The organism is Maribacter zhoushanensis, assembly GCF_029350975.1.
Classification (GTDB): Bacteria; Bacteroidota; Bacteroidia; order Flavobacteriales; family Flavobacteriaceae; genus Maribacter; species Maribacter zhoushanensis.
In genome coordinates, this window is sequence record NZ_JARKMR010000001.1 from 774,540 (window position 1) to 789,939 (window position 15,400).

Below are 15,400 nucleotides of genomic sequence, written 5' to 3' on the forward strand. Positions count from 1 at the left end.
AACTCAACAAAAAAACAACTATGAAAAATTTAAAGTATGTCATGGTATCTCTATTTGCAGTATTAATGAGCTGTGATGGAGATGACATTGATATTCCAGAATCGGTAATGCCGTCTAACCTTACCGTAAGCGCCCAGAATTTAGGTGACGGTGTCTTTGATTTTACAGCATCAGCAACAAATGCCAATTATTATCATTATGACTTTGGTGATGGCACTTCAGCGTTAGAGACCTCTGGCTCAACAACTAAAACATATGAAGAAATTGGAGATAATTCATACACGGTAACAATTACCGCAGGTTCTACAGAAGGCAATAAAATTTCTGAAACATTAAATGTATCGGTCTCATTAGCATTTACAGATACTGAGACTGTTGCTTTCTTAACCAATGATAGTTCAAAAACGTGGTTTTTAGCTGCTGCTCAACCTGGTCATTTAGGGTTGGGGCCGGCAAGAGAAGGTATTGATGGTGATTGGTGGTACCCTAAGTGGTATTCAGCATCTGCATTTGAAAAATGCGGCACTGATGATTCGGATTGTTTGTGTGATGATGAGCTAACGTTTTCAGTAGATGAATCTGGAGCATTATCTTATACATTGGATAACATGGGGCAAACCTATTTCAATGTAGGTCACAAAGCTGTTGTTGGTGGTACTGAGGATATTGATTTTTGTTATGATTTTGATACTACGGGTTCAAAATCAGTAGTTCTTTCAGAAGTTACAGGTAATGTGCCTGATGATCAAACTACGGGAATTCAAATGAGTTTTTCAGATGGTGGATTTATGGGGTATTATGTTGGGTCATCTACCTATGAAATCTTATCGATAAGTGATACTGAATTGTATGTTAGAACTTATGATACTGAAAATGCTGATCTGGCTTGGTATCATAAATTTACATCTTCAGAAGCTGTAGAAGGTGTTGAGGAAAGCCTGGAAACTATATATACCAATTTGGTTTGGTCAGATGAGTTTGATGTTGATGGTGCGCCAAATCCTGCAAATTGGGGATATGATCTAGGTGCTGGCGGCTGGGGTAATGCCGAATCACAAACATATACTGATAACGCAGAAAATGTAAAAGTAGAAGATGGAGTCTTGAAAATAACCGCTATAGCGGGTGAAGGTGAAGCAGTTGTTCATTATTTTGATGAAATGACTTTGGTAGATGCTACCGGAGGTACGCAGCCTATAGAAAATTTTGAAGGCGTTGCTCCGGTTTTTACTGGTTTTGGTGGTGTGGGAACAGGTGTAATTGCTAATCCAGATGCTACTGGTGAAAACACAAGTGCTAATGTAGCAGAATCTACTAAAGCATTGGGATCTGAAACATGGGCCGGTTCGTTTTTTGATTTATCTGCACCTGTTGATTTGGTAACTTACCCTATTATTACTTTAAAAACATGGTCACCTGCAGTTGGTGCAAACATAATTTTAAAACTTGAGAACCAAGCTAATGCGGACGAGAATGTAGAGGTTAGCGTTAGTTCTTCTGTTGCTAACACTTGGGAGACATTATCTTTTGATTTTACTGGAGTAGCAGCAGGTACTTATGATCGTGTTGTGTTATTTTTTGATTTCGGCGTTTCTCCTTCTGGTGGTATTACTTCCGGTAGAATTAAATCTGAAAATCTTTTTGAGTTTACTTATGGTAGAGTCGAAATTAGAGCTAAACTCCCTTCCTCTGGCGGTACTTGGCCTGCATTATGGGCTTTAGGAGCTAATTTTGATGAAGTGGGTTGGCCGGCAGCCGGTGAGATAGATATCATGGAGCATGTAGGTAATAATAACAATACTATTAGTAGTGCATTACATTATCCAGGTAATTCTGCAGGAAATGCAGTTGTAGGTTCTACACCGGTTGACAATGCCATCTCTGAATTTCATAATTATACGGTTGAGTGGACACCTGAGAGTATTAAGTTTGTTGTGGATGATCAATTAATACACAATAGTTTTGTAAACAATGCTACAACACCATTTAATGCCGATTTCTTTTTAATTATGAATGTTGCAATGGGAGGTACCTTAGGAGGTACTATTGATCCAACATTTACAGAAGATACAATGGAGGTAGATTATGTGAGAGTATATCAATAAAATTAGTTAGTTATTTAAAAGGGCTGTTGAATTTTTTTTTGGCAGCCTTTTTATAGTTATAATTCATTAGGGTTTATGCTAGGTTCAAACAAATATTTCATAGTATGACCTTTTTGGTTTTGATAAACAAAAAATGCCCCTTTTTAAAGGGGCATTTTTTTAAAGTAATTTTTTTTCAATAAGGATTTGGTATTAAAAGATTAGACAATCCCCAAAAGGGCTAAAAAAGCTCCTACTACAACAACAGCTAAAAAAGCATGCATCGCAATAACAAGCACGGAGAGATAAGCTTCTACTCCGGTTTTGAATGATAAATTGTTCATAACATTACCTACTTTAAAGTTACACTACTAAAGTTAGTTGAATTAAGCAACAATTCCATAGAAAAAGTTGTAAAACTATCTTAAATAGATGTAAAATCTTACATTTTTGTGGTATATGTTTTTCAAAATATGCATTTCAACCCTTAAAAAGGTATCTTGTCGATATCTGAATTACAGCCTTTTAAAACCTAAAGCTACAATTTGTAGCTTTATTTTGGTAGTATTATGCTTTATCCTATTGAATTAGATTTAACCAATCTGCTATACCGGCTAAGGGTACAGATAAGAGGATTATTACCAAGCAGGTAACCATTAATTTAAGAAATCCATTGAGTATTTTAACTCCTGAAGTTAGTTCTTGTTCCATAATCATTGTTCTATTGTTCTGTGGTCAATATGGTAGATCTAACCTAAAGTGCTGTCAAATAGGGATGTAAAATCGATTAACGTATAGAAAATATCTTTGTAAAGTATGTTTTCAACACAATAATATCAATTTTTACAATTGTATATTAAATAAATTAGTAGGCTGTTTGCTAGTTATTTTTTAGCTTTTTAAGCTAAAAATTGCATTTAATTTATCGACTATTAAGTTTGTGGCTCCGGCTTTTTCCTTGATGTAGTTCGTGTTAATATTTCCGATATTTAATCGATAGTCATTACTTTCAAAACACTTGTCACTAGTTTGTTGAAACCGGTTGCTATTATCAACAGAAATGACTCCGCCAAGTTTAACTAATTCTTCTGCCTCGGCAAATCCTTCAAACTTAGGACCTATCATTACAGGAATTCCAAAAACCGCGGGCTCTAATGTATTGTGAAGACCTGTTGCAAAACCACCGCCAACATATGCTGTATCGGCATAACTGTAGATTTTGGTTAAAAGACCAATGGTATCAATGACAATTACATCATAATCTGCTAAGGTTATATCTTTCATTTCTGAATAGCGAATTACCTTTTTATCTACTGCTGCTATTATCTCTTCAATATGATTATCTTTAACGGTGTGCGGAGCTATAACAAACTTAATTGGTAGAACGTTTTTGTTGATGTAGTCTATGATGATTTTTTCGTCTTCTGCCCATGTGCTTCCAGCTACAAAACAGTATTGTTCATTTTTAAAGCGTTCCATAAAATCTAATTTATTATCACGCTCTAAAATTTCAGCTACTCGGTCAAAACGGGTATCACCTGCAATAGAAACATTAGTATATCCTACGGAATTTAGTAAAGCTTTTGCCTTTTCGTTCTGCACAAAAACATGGTAAAACTGATTTAATACCCTTCGCATAAAACCACCATACCACTTAAAATAAACTTGGTTTGGTTTAAATAATGCTGATATTAAAAACGTAGGTGTATTTGATTTTTTTAAAGCAGATAAATAGTTGGGCCAAATTTCATATTTAATAAATATGGCAATATCTGGGTGTGCGGCAGCTAAAAAAGATTTTACCTTCTTTTTTGTATCCATAGGAAGGTAACAGATAACATCGGCTATTTTGCTATTCTTTTTTACTTCATACCCAGATGGAGAAAAAAATGATATTATTATTTTATGTGTAGGGTTTTGAATTTTTAGTTTTTCAATAACTGGTAGACCTTGTTCATATTCCCCTAAAGAAGCAGCGTGAATCCAAATAACTTTATCATCGTTGGAAATTGCTCGATTAATTAAAGAAATGGTTTCTTTTCTTCCTTTTACAAATAATGATAGTTTAGAGTTGGTTAAAGCCAATACCTTTAAAATGGCAGATACGCTTATGACGATAAGGTTATAGAGAAAGTACAAACTGATGCTTTTAGGCTAAATTACGTTTCTTTCCATAAAATTACTGTCGCCTGTTTCGTATTTTTGTATTACTTCATGTAATTACAACAGATGAAAAAGATACAAATGGTAGACCTAGGTGGTCAATACCAAGAAATTAAAGATCAAGTAAATATCTCAATAACCCAAATATTAGAAACTTCAGCATTTATTAACGGACCTGAGGTTCATGCATTTCAGAAGGAGTTAGAAGATTACCTGCAGGTAAAACATGTAATACCATGTGCCAACGGTACTGACGCTTTACAGATTGCAATGATGGGTTTGGGTTTAAAGCCCGGTGATGAGGTGATTACGGCAGATTTCACTTTTGCAGCAACGGTAGAGGTTATTGCCTTATTACAATTAACTCCTGTTTTGGTAGATGTCTATCCTGATACTTTTAATATTAATATTGAAGCGATTGAAAAGGCAATTACACCTAAAACAAAAGCTATAGTTCCTGTTCACCTATTTGGTCAATGTGCTAATATGGATGCTATTTTGGAACTGGCTAAAAAACATAATCTGTTCGTTATTGAAGATAATGCACAGGCCATTGGAGCTAAGTATCTTTCTAAAGATGGTACCAAACAGATGGCGGGCAGTATGGGTCATGTTGGCGCTACTTCTTTTTTTCCATCTAAGAACTTAGGCTGTTATGGCGATGGGGGAGCTATCTTCACTAATGACGATGAATTGGCACACACAATTCGTGGTATTGTAAACCATGGTATGTATGAACGTTACCACCATGATGTGGTTGGTGTTAACTCAAGATTAGATTCTATACAAGCGGCAGTATTACGTGCTAAATTGCCAAAGTTAGATGGTTATTGTGAAGCAAGAAGAAATGCAGCACGTGCCTATTCTAAAGTTTTTGAAGGGCAAGAGCATATTATTACGCCTGTAACGGTTAATAATTGTGGAGGTATTTGTGATGTGTGCGATTGTCACGTTTTTCATCAATACACGTTGCGTATAACAAACGGTAAAAGAGATGAGTTGGCACAATTTTTAGCTAAAAATAAAGTTCCTTTTGGTATCTATTACCCAATACCTTTACATAAACAGAAAGCTTATGTAGATGATCGTTATAACGAAGCAGATTTTCCAGTGACGAATCATTTGGTGACCGAAGTGTTGTCTTTGCCTATGCATACAGAATTAGATGAAGAACAGATAAACTATATAACACAGTTAATTATCGGGTTTATTAATGGGTAATAGGATGGTTTTTTAAATTTGATAACGCTCAAATAGCATTATAAATGAAAGTATTAGTAACTGGCGGATTAGGTTTTATAGGCTCACATACAGTTGTAGAGTTGCAAAATAAAGGGTTTGAAGTTGTCATTATTGATGACTGTTCAAATTCAGATGAAAGTGTTCTTGATGGTATAGAAGCTATTACCGGAAAAAAGCCGGCTTATGAAAAGTTAGATTTAAAGGAAAAACATAAAGTTGAAGATTTTTTTCAGCGCTATCAAGATGTTACTGGTGTCATTCACTTCGCTGCTTCTAAGGCGGTTGGTGAAAGTGTTGAAAAACCTCTTTTATACTATGAGAACAACATAGGTACTTTAGTATACATTCTCAAGGAACTATGTAAAAAAAATAAAGCTAGTTTTATTTTTAGTTCTTCTTGTACGGTGTACGGGCAAGCCGATGAAATGCCAATTACGGAAGATGCACCGGTTAAGGTGGCAGAATCTCCATATGGCAATACTAAGCAAATGGGCGAAGAAATTATAGCCGATACTTGTAAAGTAACTCCAGATTTAAATGCTATTGCACTACGTTATTTTAATCCAATGGGTGCACACCCAAGTGGGGAAATAGGGGAGTTGCCAAAAGGTGTTCCTCAGAATTTAGTGCCATTTATAACGCAAACAGGTATAGGGTTAAGAGAAGAATTATCTGTTTTTGGTGATGATTACCCTACTCCAGATGGTACTTGTATTAGAGATTATATCTATGTGGTAGATTTAGCTAAAGCGCATGTTGTAGCTTTAGAACGTTTGCTGAATGGTAATAATGAATCTAATTATGAGGTTTTTAATGTTGGTACGGGTACAGGTAGTTCTGTGTTAGAGGCTATTCAGAGTTTTGAAAAAGTATCTGGCAGAAAATTAAATTATAAAATAGTAGATAGAAGGGCCGGTGATATCACTACCGCCTATGCAGATACTACCAAAGCAAATAAAGTTTTAGGTTGGAAAGCTGAATATACCCTTGAGCAAGCAATGAATTATGCATGGATTTGGGAACAGAAAATACGTGACTGATTTTTTCAAGGTTAACAATATAAATAAGGGGAAATATGGCTATATTTCCCCTTATTTAATTTAAAGACCACCTCTTATGAAAAATTCATTATTCCTTTTAATGCTATTGGTATTTTCAACTGTATCCGCACAAGACATATATCTTCAATGTGGAAAAATAGTTGATGTTGAATCTGGTAAGATATTGTCTGATAAAACAATAGTTATTTCAGAAAATAAGATAAAGGAGATTAAAAATGGTTTTGTGGTTGGTACTGATACTGATCAGGTGATAGATTTAAAATCTAAAACTATTTTACCTGGCTTTATTGATATGCATGTTCATATAGAAAGCGAGTCTAGTCCGTCAAGATATTTAGAGGCATTTACTATGAATGAAGCGGATGTTGCTTTTGAATCTACGGTATATGCCAAGAGGACATTAATGGCTGGCTTTACAACCGTACGTGATTTAGGAGGGTCAGGAGTAAATATTGCCTTAAAGAAAGCTATTAACAAAGGAACAGTTGTTGGTCCTAGAATTTTTACGGCAGGTAAGGCACTTGCTTCTACCGGTGGTCATGCAGATCCTACTAATGGAAGAAGCAATGAGTTAATGGGTGACCCGGGACCAAAAGAAGGTGTGGTAAACTCTCCTGAAGATGGTAGGAAAGCGGTGCGTCAGCGGTATAAAGATGGTGCGGACGTTATTAAAATTACAGCTACCGGGGGAGTGTTAAGTGTGGCTAAAAGTGGTCAAAACCCTCAATTTACTATTGAAGAAATAAAGGCGATTACTGATACGGCTAATGATTATGGTATGCTGACGGCTGCCCATGCCCATGGTGATGAGGGAATGCAAAGAGCAATTATAGGTGGGATAAAGACTATAGAACACGGAACATTGATGTCTGAAGAGACGATGGATTTGATGATAAAGCACAAAGCATTTATGGTGCCTACCATTTCTGCGGGACAAGAAGCGGCTAGACTGGCAAAAATACCTAACTACCTGCCGCCAGTTGTAGCTAAAAAAGCTTTGGAAATAGGACCTAAGTTAAATGCTACATTTGCAAAAGCTTATAAAAAAGGAGTAAGTATAGCCTTTGGTACCGATTCTGGGGTGTCGCCACATGGAGATAACGCTAAAGAGTTTATCTATATGAATAAAGCGGGCATGCCAATTATAGAGGCTTTGCGTTCTGCTACAATTACAAATGCAATGCTTTTAGGTGAGAAAGAACTAGGGCAGATTAAGGAGGGGTATATTGCAGATATTGTTGCTGTAGATGAGAATCCTTTAGATAATGTAGAAACACTAATAGATGTTGTTTTTGTTATGAAAGAAGGTATTGTCTATAAACAACTGTAACGAATTTGTTTTTGCGTCCATATAGTATATCAATAAGAATGATTTCATGAAGTTGAAAGTTGATAATAGTGAGCAGTTGATTCAGGTTGCCTTGAGCAATTCACTTTTTAATGAATTAATACGTCAGATAGAAAAGGACTTTGTGCTTGCTAATATTCCTTTACAGTTACCTGAAAGTGTAGATGGTAATGCAATGATAACTCTCATTCGTGAAAAGGTGTATTACTTAATGATGGAGCATTTTGCGGAATATTTGAACTTAATGTACATTATAGACGTACCTGAACATGAATTTCAGCATATAGAAATAACGGATACCGTTGACGTTGCCGACCAAGTTACATTGTTAATTCTTAAAAGAGCGTATAAAAAGGTATGGTACAGAAATCGGTACCAATAGCATTAGATACTACACTTTTACATAAATACCTTTTTTGTCCATGATGTAACCAACTAACCAGCAAGTAAACATTATCCACAGGGCAAATAATAGAGAGCCAAAGTAACTGCCGGCCGTAGCAATAAAAATATTATCAGCTATCCAATTATAGGCATTTGTGCCTTTCATTGATATCTCTGCCAAACTAATTATAAATAGTTCGGATAATAGATAAATGAATAATGTATTTCTGCCAAATACTTCAAAGAAATACGTCCATTTGCCAGGTTTTGACATATCTAGTAGATAGATTAAAATAGCTATGATGAATATATCAATACCACTGGTGAGTAATACAAAAGAACTGGACCAAAGCTTTTTGTTGAACGGAAATATTAAATCCCATGCAAATCCCGCAATTATAAGAATGCCTGCAGCCATTAAGAGTTTAGCAATGGTTTCAAAATTTTGACCATTCTTTTGAATGAATTTCCCAGTAAAGTATCCGGCGATTACATTTACAATGGCAGGCAAGGTGCTTAATAAGCCTTCAGGATCAAAAGCTACTCCTCCGTTGCCGTGATACATATGATCTGCTCCAATCAAAAATTTGTCAAGTTTTAAAACGGCATTGCCCATTAAAGAGAGGTCTCCAAATACAACCAATATAATATGGTAGCCAATTAATGCTAAAGCACTAAAAATTAAAACGGATTTTGTTTTAAAATAATAGAGTAGGATAGAAGCGAACAAATAGCATAGGGCTATACGTTGTAATACTCCAAATATTCTGGTCTCTCCAATAGGTTTTAAACCGCCATTTTCAAAAAAAGGAAACCAATACATGAGAAAACCTAGTAAGAATATAATAGAAAAGCGTTTTAAAACCTTTTTGAAAAACGCTCCGCTTCCCAAATCTGCGTACTTCTTCATGCTAAAACTCATGGCGTTACCAACGACAAATAGAAATGTAGGGAAAACTAGATCGGTAAGTGTAAATCCGTTCCAAACGGCATGTTTTAAAATTCCAAAACTTGTATCTCCGTTTCCGGGGGAGTTCACTATAATCATAAGCGCAACATCCATCCCTCTGAAGACATCCAATGAAAGATATCGGTTCTTTAATTTATTCATGTTGGTCGGTTTGGTCTTAAGAAAGGTAATGATTATTTAAAAATAAACCCGTACAAATGGCATTAGGGCATTACCATATATGCTTTTGTTATCGTCATATAATAAATCGTAACGTATGCCAAAAGTTACATTTCTGTTGCTGTAGCCTGCGCCAACGAAAAAAGCCGGTAACCAATAATTGTCCTCTATGTCTATGGTTTGGGTAGCTATAGTTCTATTAATACGTAATTGTTCAAATTCTGCGGAAAGCTGTAGTTGTGGTATTGGGTTATATAGAGAAAGAACACTACCACCATAAGCCAATAATTTATCTTCATCAAACTTGGCATAGTTGAAGCTTAAACTTGCTCCAGATGCAAATTGCTCGTTAAACTGATAAATAGCACTAGGAGCAATTGACCCATTAAATCCATTATTTGTGAAACCCAAGCCAATACTTCCACCAAATCTTACGTTATTCCAGAAATCAGCATTGGTTTTTGAAGATTGAGCAAGTGAGAAAGTGATATTTAGTGTTACTAGCCCTATGAAAATTAATTTTTTTAAGCTCATATGATGATTTTGTTTTAAAGTTTCGTTTTTTTCAATAATACATGCCATTCTATCGTTAGATATTGTAAATGTTGTATTTTTGTTAGAAATTTATTCTAAAGATACAGAAAGTAATTCATGGATAAATATTCCTTTTTAAATACCGTTCATACCTCTTTTTTTTCAGAGTTATACGATAAGTACTTAGTAAATCCAGATAGTGTAGAGCCAAGTTGGAGAGCCTTTTTTCAAGGATTCGATTTTGGAATGGAAAGTTCATTAGATGAGCTGGAAATCGATGAAAATCGAACTACAGTTGTAGTAAATGGCCATTCTAGTGAAATGCCAGAATCTCTTCAAAAAGAGTTTCAGGTAATTCGTTTAATTGATGGTTATAGAAGCAGAGGACATCTGTTTACTAAAACAAATCCCGTACGTGAGCGAAGACATTACGAGCCAACTTTAGAAATTGAAAACTTCGGATTAGCTTCTTCTGATCTGGATACTATTTTTAATGCAGGTGACGTAATTGGTATAGGTCCAAATTCTTTAAAAGAGATTGTTAGACATTTACAAAGTATCTATTGTGATGCTATTGGTGTAGAGTATATGTATATACGTAAGCCAGAGCGTGTTAAATGGATTCAAGATTGGATAAATGTAAATGACAATCATCCTAATTTTGAACCGGACCGTAAAAAACATATTCTTAAGAAGTTAAATCATGCTATTTCTTTCGAATCTTTTTTGCATACTAAATATGTTGGGCAAAAAAGATTTTCTCTAGAAGGAAACGAATCACTGATTCCTGCCTTAGATGTAATTGTGGAGCGCGCCGCTGAAATGGGTGTTAAACAGTTTGTTATGGGTATGGCACACCGTGGTCGATTAAACGTACTTACCAATATTTTCGGTAAATCTGCCAAAGACATCTTTAGTGAGTTTGATGGTAAAGATTACGAGCAAGAGATTTTTGACGGTGATGTTAAATATCACTTAGGTTGGACGTCTGATAGAAAATCTGATAACGGAAATAAAATTAAGATGAGCATTGCTCCAAACCCATCTCACTTAGAGACGGTTGGTGCAGTTGTTGAAGGTATTGCTAGAGCTAAGCAAGATGCAGACTATCAAGATGATATTTCTAAGGTATTACCTATTGTAGTTCATGGTGATGCGGCAATAGCAGGTCAAGGTTTGGTTTATGAAGTTGTTCAAATGGCTGGTCTTGATGGTTATAAGACTGGTGGTACTATACATATAGTAGTAAATAACCAAATTGGTTTTACAACAAACTATCTAGATGCTAGAACATCTACCTATTGTACTGATGTTGCTAAGGTAACATTGAGTCCGGTATTACATGTTAACGCTGATGATGCCGAAGCGGTAGTACATGCTTCTTTATTCGCTTTAGAATACAGAATGCGTTTTAAAGGAGATGTCTTTATAGATTTACTAGGTTATAGAAAATACGGGCACAATGAAGGTGATGAGCCTAGATTTACACAGCCTAAGTTATACAAAGCAATATCCAAACATAAAAATCCAAGAGATATTTATGCTGAGAAGCTTAGACAAGAAGGTGTTATTGACGGCACTTATGTAAAGCAATTAGAAAAGCAGTATAAAGATTCTCTAGAAGAAAAATTAGAAGATTCACGTAAAGAAGATAAAACCGTAATTACACCGTTCATGGCAGATGAATGGAAGGGTTTTGAAAATGTGCGTGAGTGGGAAATGATGGATGCGGTGAATACAAAATTCACTAAAACCAAATTAAATAAAATTGCCAAAGTAATTACAGCATTGCCAGAAGGTAAAAAGTTTTTACGTAAGGTAGAGAAATTAGTTAAGGACAGGTACAAAATGTACTTTGAGGCTGATAACTTAGACTGGGCAATGGGTGAGCTTTTAGCTTATGGTTCATTATTGGAAGAAGGTTATGCGGTTCGTATGTCTGGGCAAGATGTTGAGCGTGGTACTTTTTCTCACCGTCATGCGGTAATGAAAGTAGAAGAAAGTGAAGAAGAGGTAATTTTATTAAATCACCTTTCTGAAAAGCAAGCTAAATTTCAGATATATAATTCATTGTTGTCAGAATATGGTGTGGTAGGTTTTGACTATGGTTATGCCATGGCAAGCCCTAATACATTGACTATTTGGGAAGCACAATTTGGAGATTTCAGTAATGGAGCCCAAATTATGATTGACCAGTATATTTCTGCAGCAGAAGATAAGTGGAAGCTTCAAAATGGTTTGGTGATGTTATTGCCACATGGTTATGAAGGTCAAGGAGCAGAGCATTCTTCGGCAAGAATGGAGCGTTACCTACAATTATGTGCTAAGGATAATATGTATATAGCAGATGTGACTACACCAGCGCAGATGTTCCATATTCTTCGTAGACAAATGAAGTCTAATTTTAGAAAACCTTTGATCATATTTACTCCTAAGAGTTTATTGAGGCACCCTAAGGCGGTATCTAAAATTGCAGACTTGACCAATGGAGGATTCCAAGAGGTAATGGATGACGAAGCTGCAGATGCTAAAAAGGTAAAAAGTTTGGTATTCTGTACTGGTAAATTCTATTATGATTTACTAGCAGCTAAAGAAGAGGGTAAAAGAGATGATGTAGCTTTGGTAAGGGTAGAGCAGTTGTTCCCAATACCTGAAAAACAAATGACAGCGGCTATTGCAAAATATAAAAATGCAGATGACGTTGTATGGGCTCAAGAAGAACCTAGAAATATGGGGGCATGGAGCCACTTGTTAACGCATTTTGACGAAGCTAGAAATTTTAGAGTAGCATCTAGACGTTTTTATGCAGCGCCAGCGGCAGGTAGTTCTGTACGTTCAAAAGCACGTCACCAACAAGTTATAGATTACGTCTTTGACAAGACAAAGGACAATATGTCCAAACCTAAAAAATAATATAACATATCAAATTATAGAAAGAATGATTCTAGAAATGAAAGTCCCTTCGCCGGGAGAGTCTATCACAGAGGTAGAAATAGCGGAATGGTTAGTTGAAGATGGGGATTATGTAGAAAAAGATCAAGCAATTGCAGAAGTAGATTCAGATAAAGCTACTTTAGAATTGCCTGCAGAAGTAAGTGGTACAATTACATTGAAAGCAGAAGAAGGTGATGCTGTTGCCGTTGGTGCTGTGGTTTGTTTAATTGATACAAGTGCTGCTAAACCAGAAGGTGATGCAGATGCATCAAGTGCTCCTAAAGAGGAGAAAAAAGAAGCGCCTAAAACTGAAAAAGCTCCTCAGCCAGCTAAAGCTAAAGAGACCTACGCTTCAGGTGTTCCTTCGCCAGCTGCTAAGAAAATACTAGATGAAAAAGGAGTAGATAGTAAATCTGTTTCTGGTTCTGGCCGTGATGGTAGAATTACCAAAGAAGATGCTGTTAGTGCAGTGCCTTCTATGGGGTCGCCAACAGGTGGAAATCGTGGTGAGTCTCGTTCCAAACTATCTATGTTACGTAGAAAAGTTGCTGAAAGATTGGTTTCTGCTAAGAATGAAACAGCAATGTTGACCACTTTCAATGAAGTGGATATGAGTGCTATTTTTGAGCTTAGAAATAAGTATAAAGTAGACTTTAAAAATAAGCATGGTGTAGGACTTGGCTTTATGTCTTTTTTCACTAAAGCCGTAGTTAGGGCTCTAGAAATGTATCCTGCTGTTAATTCTATGATTGACGGTAAAGAGATGGTTTCTTATGATTTCTGTGATATTAGTATTGCGGTTTCTGGACCAAAAGGATTAATGGTGCCTGTTATACGTAACGCTGAGAACTTAACGTTTAGAGGTGTTGAAGCTGAAGTTAAAAGATTGGCAATAAGAGCACGTGAGGGTGAAATTACTGTAGATGAAATGACGGGTGGTACATTTACTATTACTAATGGTGGTGTATTTGGTTCTATGTTGTCTACGCCAATAATTAACCCACCACAAAGTGCAATTTTAGGTATGCATAATATTGTTGAAAGACCAATAGCTAGAGATGGTGCTATTGCAATTGCACCTATTATGTATGTTGCGGTTTCTTATGACCACAGAATTATTGATGGTAAAGAGTCTGTAGGTTTCTTAGTTGCAATCAAAGAAGCTTTGGAAAATCCAGAAGAGTTATTGATGGATAATAATGTAAAGAAAGCTTTAGAAATGTAAATATTTTAAAGCTCTTAATATAAAAAAGCGTTGAGGTAAACTCAGCGCTTTTTCTTTTTTAAATAAATACACTTTTTGTTGTAATCGATAATTGCTTTCGATTTTTTTAAAATATCCGCACCAATAATCCCGTCAACCGGTGCTGCATTGTGCGCAGTTAGTGCTTCGTTAACGTGCTTTAAATCGAAAAGAACAATCTCTAGTTTTTTGTACCTCCATGAATTTATATCAATAGTATTCTTTTTAGAGACTAAGGTTTCCATATTGGTGGCGCCTGCACCTGCGGCTTTAATGATAGATTCTTCAGAGATTAATTTAAAGTGATCAATACGGTCCATTCCAATGCAGGTATTAGATGCTCCGGTATCTAAAATAAAGCGTCCTTCTACTTCGTTTATTTCTGCATTAATTTCAAAATGGTCAGTAGCTGTAAGTACTAACGGAATGCGTACATAGTTTTTATCCTTCAAAAATTTTTTGAGGGTAGTCATAATTCATTTTTTTCAAAGATAAGTCTATTTTTGCGGCATGATTATAACGGATACCCATACACATTTATATAGTGAAGCTTTTGATGACGACCGAAAAGAAGCTGTGCAAAAAGCAATTGATTTAGGAGTGAAACGGTTTTTTATTCCTGCTATAGATTCTACTTTTACGGAAAGTATGTTGGCGTTAGAGAAGGATTTTCCAGAGTATATGTTCTTAATGACAGGCTTGCATCCCACGCATGTGAAAGAAGATTTTGAAAAAGAACTAATGCATGTTGAAGAAATGTTAGGTAAGCATACTTATTATGCCATTGGGGAAATAGGAATTGATCTGTATTGGGAAAAGAAGTATTTGAAAGAGCAGCAGTTGGCATTTAGAAAGCAAATTCAGCTAGCTAAAAAGCATAAATTGCCTATTGTGATTCATTGTCGTGATGCCTTTGATAAGGTATTTGAGATATTGGAAGAGGAAAAGGGCGATGATTTACGAGGAATTTTTCATTGTTTTACGGGGACATTTGAACAGGCGCAAATAGCTATATCATATAATATGAAGCTAGGTATTGGTGGTGTGGTTACTTTTAAAAATGGTAAAATAGATACTTTTTTAAATAAAATAGATTTAAAACACATTGTGCTTGAAACCGATTCGCCTTACTTGGCACCCACTCCTTATAGGGGTAAAAGAAATGAAAGTGCATACATTATTAATGTACTTGAAAAACTAGCGGATATTCATGGTGTTCCAAATGAAGAGATAGCTTTGTTGACTACAGAGAACTCTAAAGAGGTTTTTGGAATTTAG

General features: G+C 35.6%; 14 protein-coding genes. 8 read left to right on the forward strand and 6 right to left on the reverse strand.

Going from position 1 to position 15,400, the window contains the following annotated elements:
• Positions 1–20: 20 nt before the first annotated feature.
• A complete protein-coding gene (locus tag PXD56_RS03200) occupies positions 21–2,105 on the forward strand; it encodes a family 16 glycosylhydrolase (RefSeq protein WP_276491915.1) in 2,085 nt (694 codons plus the stop codon).
• 200 nt (positions 2,106–2,305) lie between these two features.
• On the opposite strand, the gene PXD56_RS03205 is transcribed toward PXD56_RS03200, so the two are convergent.
• The 3 genes from PXD56_RS03205 to PXD56_RS03215 all read right to left on the reverse strand — a co-directional run bounded on the left by PXD56_RS03205 (position 2,306) and on the right by PXD56_RS03215 (position 4,223).
• On the reverse strand, positions 2,306–2,428 hold the full coding sequence (locus PXD56_RS03205) for a hypothetical protein (protein ID WP_276491916.1): 123 nt from the start codon (positions 2,426–2,428) through the stop codon (positions 2,306–2,308).
• 235 nt (positions 2,429–2,663) lie between these two features.
• Positions 2,664–2,795 carry a hypothetical protein gene (locus PXD56_RS03210; RefSeq protein WP_276491917.1) on the reverse strand — a complete coding sequence of 44 codons (132 nt, stop codon included), beginning with the start codon at positions 2,793–2,795 and terminating at the stop codon, positions 2,664–2,666.
• A gap of 180 nt (positions 2,796–2,975) precedes the next feature.
• Positions 2,976–4,223, reverse strand: coding sequence for a 3-deoxy-D-manno-octulosonic acid transferase (locus tag PXD56_RS03215; RefSeq protein WP_276491918.1), 1,248 nt, complete (start codon positions 4,221–4,223; stop codon positions 2,976–2,978).
• Between the two features lie 90 nt (positions 4,224–4,313).
• Here PXD56_RS03215 and PXD56_RS03220 point away from each other — a divergent pair, with 90 nt between their 5' ends.
• From PXD56_RS03220 to PXD56_RS03235, 4 genes are all read left to right on the forward strand, one after another.
• Positions 4,314–5,468 (forward strand): DegT/DnrJ/EryC1/StrS family aminotransferase, encoded by a 1,155-nt coding sequence (locus PXD56_RS03220; protein ID WP_276491919.1) that lies wholly within the window; start codon positions 4,314–4,316, stop codon positions 5,466–5,468.
• 44 nt (positions 5,469–5,512) lie between these two features.
• Positions 5,513–6,529, forward strand: a complete 1,017-nt coding sequence (gene galE / locus PXD56_RS03225) for a UDP-glucose 4-epimerase GalE (protein WP_276491920.1) — start codon at positions 5,513–5,515, stop codon at positions 6,527–6,529.
• A 76-nt stretch (positions 6,530–6,605) separates the two neighbouring features.
• Positions 6,606–7,880, forward strand: a complete 1,275-nt coding sequence (locus PXD56_RS03230) for a metal-dependent hydrolase family protein (protein WP_276491921.1) — start codon at positions 6,606–6,608, stop codon at positions 7,878–7,880.
• 46 nt (positions 7,881–7,926) lie between these two features.
• Complete coding sequence (locus PXD56_RS03235; protein WP_276491922.1) at positions 7,927–8,280, forward strand: hypothetical protein; 354 nt, start codon at positions 7,927–7,929, stop codon at positions 8,278–8,280.
• Positions 8,281–8,289: 9 nt separating this feature from the next.
• Here PXD56_RS03235 and PXD56_RS03240 read toward each other — a convergent pair whose 3' ends face one another.
• Positions 8,290–9,393, reverse strand: a complete 1,104-nt coding sequence (locus tag PXD56_RS03240; protein WP_276491923.1) for an acyltransferase family protein — start codon at positions 9,391–9,393, stop codon at positions 8,290–8,292.
• 36 nt (positions 9,394–9,429) lie between these two features.
• A complete protein-coding gene (locus PXD56_RS03245) occupies positions 9,430–9,945 on the reverse strand; it encodes an alpha-ketoglutarate decarboxylase (protein WP_276491924.1) in 516 nt (171 codons plus the stop codon).
• A 117-nt stretch (positions 9,946–10,062) separates the two neighbouring features.
• Here PXD56_RS03245 and PXD56_RS03250 point away from each other — a divergent pair, with 117 nt between their 5' ends.
• Both PXD56_RS03250 and odhB read left to right on the forward strand, forming a co-directional pair.
• A complete protein-coding gene (locus tag PXD56_RS03250; RefSeq protein WP_276491925.1) occupies positions 10,063–12,858 on the forward strand; it encodes a 2-oxoglutarate dehydrogenase E1 component in 2,796 nt (931 codons plus the stop codon).
• A gap of 25 nt (positions 12,859–12,883) precedes the next feature.
• Positions 12,884–14,104, forward strand: coding sequence for a 2-oxoglutarate dehydrogenase complex dihydrolipoyllysine-residue succinyltransferase (gene odhB, locus PXD56_RS03255; RefSeq protein ID WP_276491926.1), 1,221 nt, complete (start codon positions 12,884–12,886; stop codon positions 14,102–14,104).
• Positions 14,105–14,145: 41 nt separating this feature from the next.
• On the opposite strand, the gene PXD56_RS03260 is transcribed toward odhB, so the two are convergent.
• Positions 14,146–14,595 (reverse strand): retropepsin-like aspartic protease, encoded by a 450-nt coding sequence (locus PXD56_RS03260; protein WP_276491927.1) that lies wholly within the window; start codon positions 14,593–14,595, stop codon positions 14,146–14,148.
• 37 nt (positions 14,596–14,632) lie between these two features.
• On the opposite strand from PXD56_RS03260, the gene PXD56_RS03265 reads away from it, so the two are divergent.
• Positions 14,633–15,400: a TatD family hydrolase gene (locus tag PXD56_RS03265; RefSeq protein ID WP_276491928.1), complete on the forward strand. Its 768-nt coding sequence runs from the start codon at positions 14,633–14,635 to the stop codon at positions 15,398–15,400.

Bases quoted from the DNA above. Each gene is read 5' to 3' on its own strand.
- PXD56_RS03200 (WP_276491915.1), top strand. From the start codon at position 21: ATGAAAAATTTAAAGTATGTCATGGTATCTCTATTTGCAGTATTAATG.
- PXD56_RS03205 (WP_276491916.1), bottom strand. From the start codon at position 2,428: ATGAACAATTTATCATTCAAAACCGGAGTAGAAGCTTATCTCTCCGTG.
- PXD56_RS03210 (WP_276491917.1), bottom strand. From the start codon at position 2,795: ATGGAACAAGAACTAACTTCAGGAGTTAAAATACTCAATGGATTTCTT.
- PXD56_RS03220 (WP_276491919.1), top strand. From the start codon at position 4,314: ATGAAAAAGATACAAATGGTAGACCTAGGTGGTCAATACCAAGAAATT.
- galE (WP_276491920.1), top strand. From the start codon at position 5,513: ATGAAAGTATTAGTAACTGGCGGATTAGGTTTTATAGGCTCACATACA.
- PXD56_RS03230 (WP_276491921.1), top strand. From the start codon at position 6,606: ATGAAAAATTCATTATTCCTTTTAATGCTATTGGTATTTTCAACTGTA.
- PXD56_RS03235 (WP_276491922.1), top strand. From the start codon at position 7,927: ATGAAGTTGAAAGTTGATAATAGTGAGCAGTTGATTCAGGTTGCCTTG.
- PXD56_RS03240 (WP_276491923.1), bottom strand. From the start codon at position 9,393: ATGAATAAATTAAAGAACCGATATCTTTCATTGGATGTCTTCAGAGGG.
- PXD56_RS03245 (WP_276491924.1), bottom strand. From the start codon at position 9,945: ATGAGCTTAAAAAAATTAATTTTCATAGGGCTAGTAACACTAAATATC.
- PXD56_RS03250 (WP_276491925.1), top strand. From the start codon at position 10,063: ATGGATAAATATTCCTTTTTAAATACCGTTCATACCTCTTTTTTTTCA.
- odhB (WP_276491926.1), top strand. From the start codon at position 12,884: ATGATTCTAGAAATGAAAGTCCCTTCGCCGGGAGAGTCTATCACAGAG.
- PXD56_RS03260 (WP_276491927.1), bottom strand. From the start codon at position 14,595: ATGACTACCCTCAAAAAATTTTTGAAGGATAAAAACTATGTACGCATT.
- PXD56_RS03265 (WP_276491928.1), top strand. From the start codon at position 14,633: ATGATTATAACGGATACCCATACACATTTATATAGTGAAGCTTTTGAT.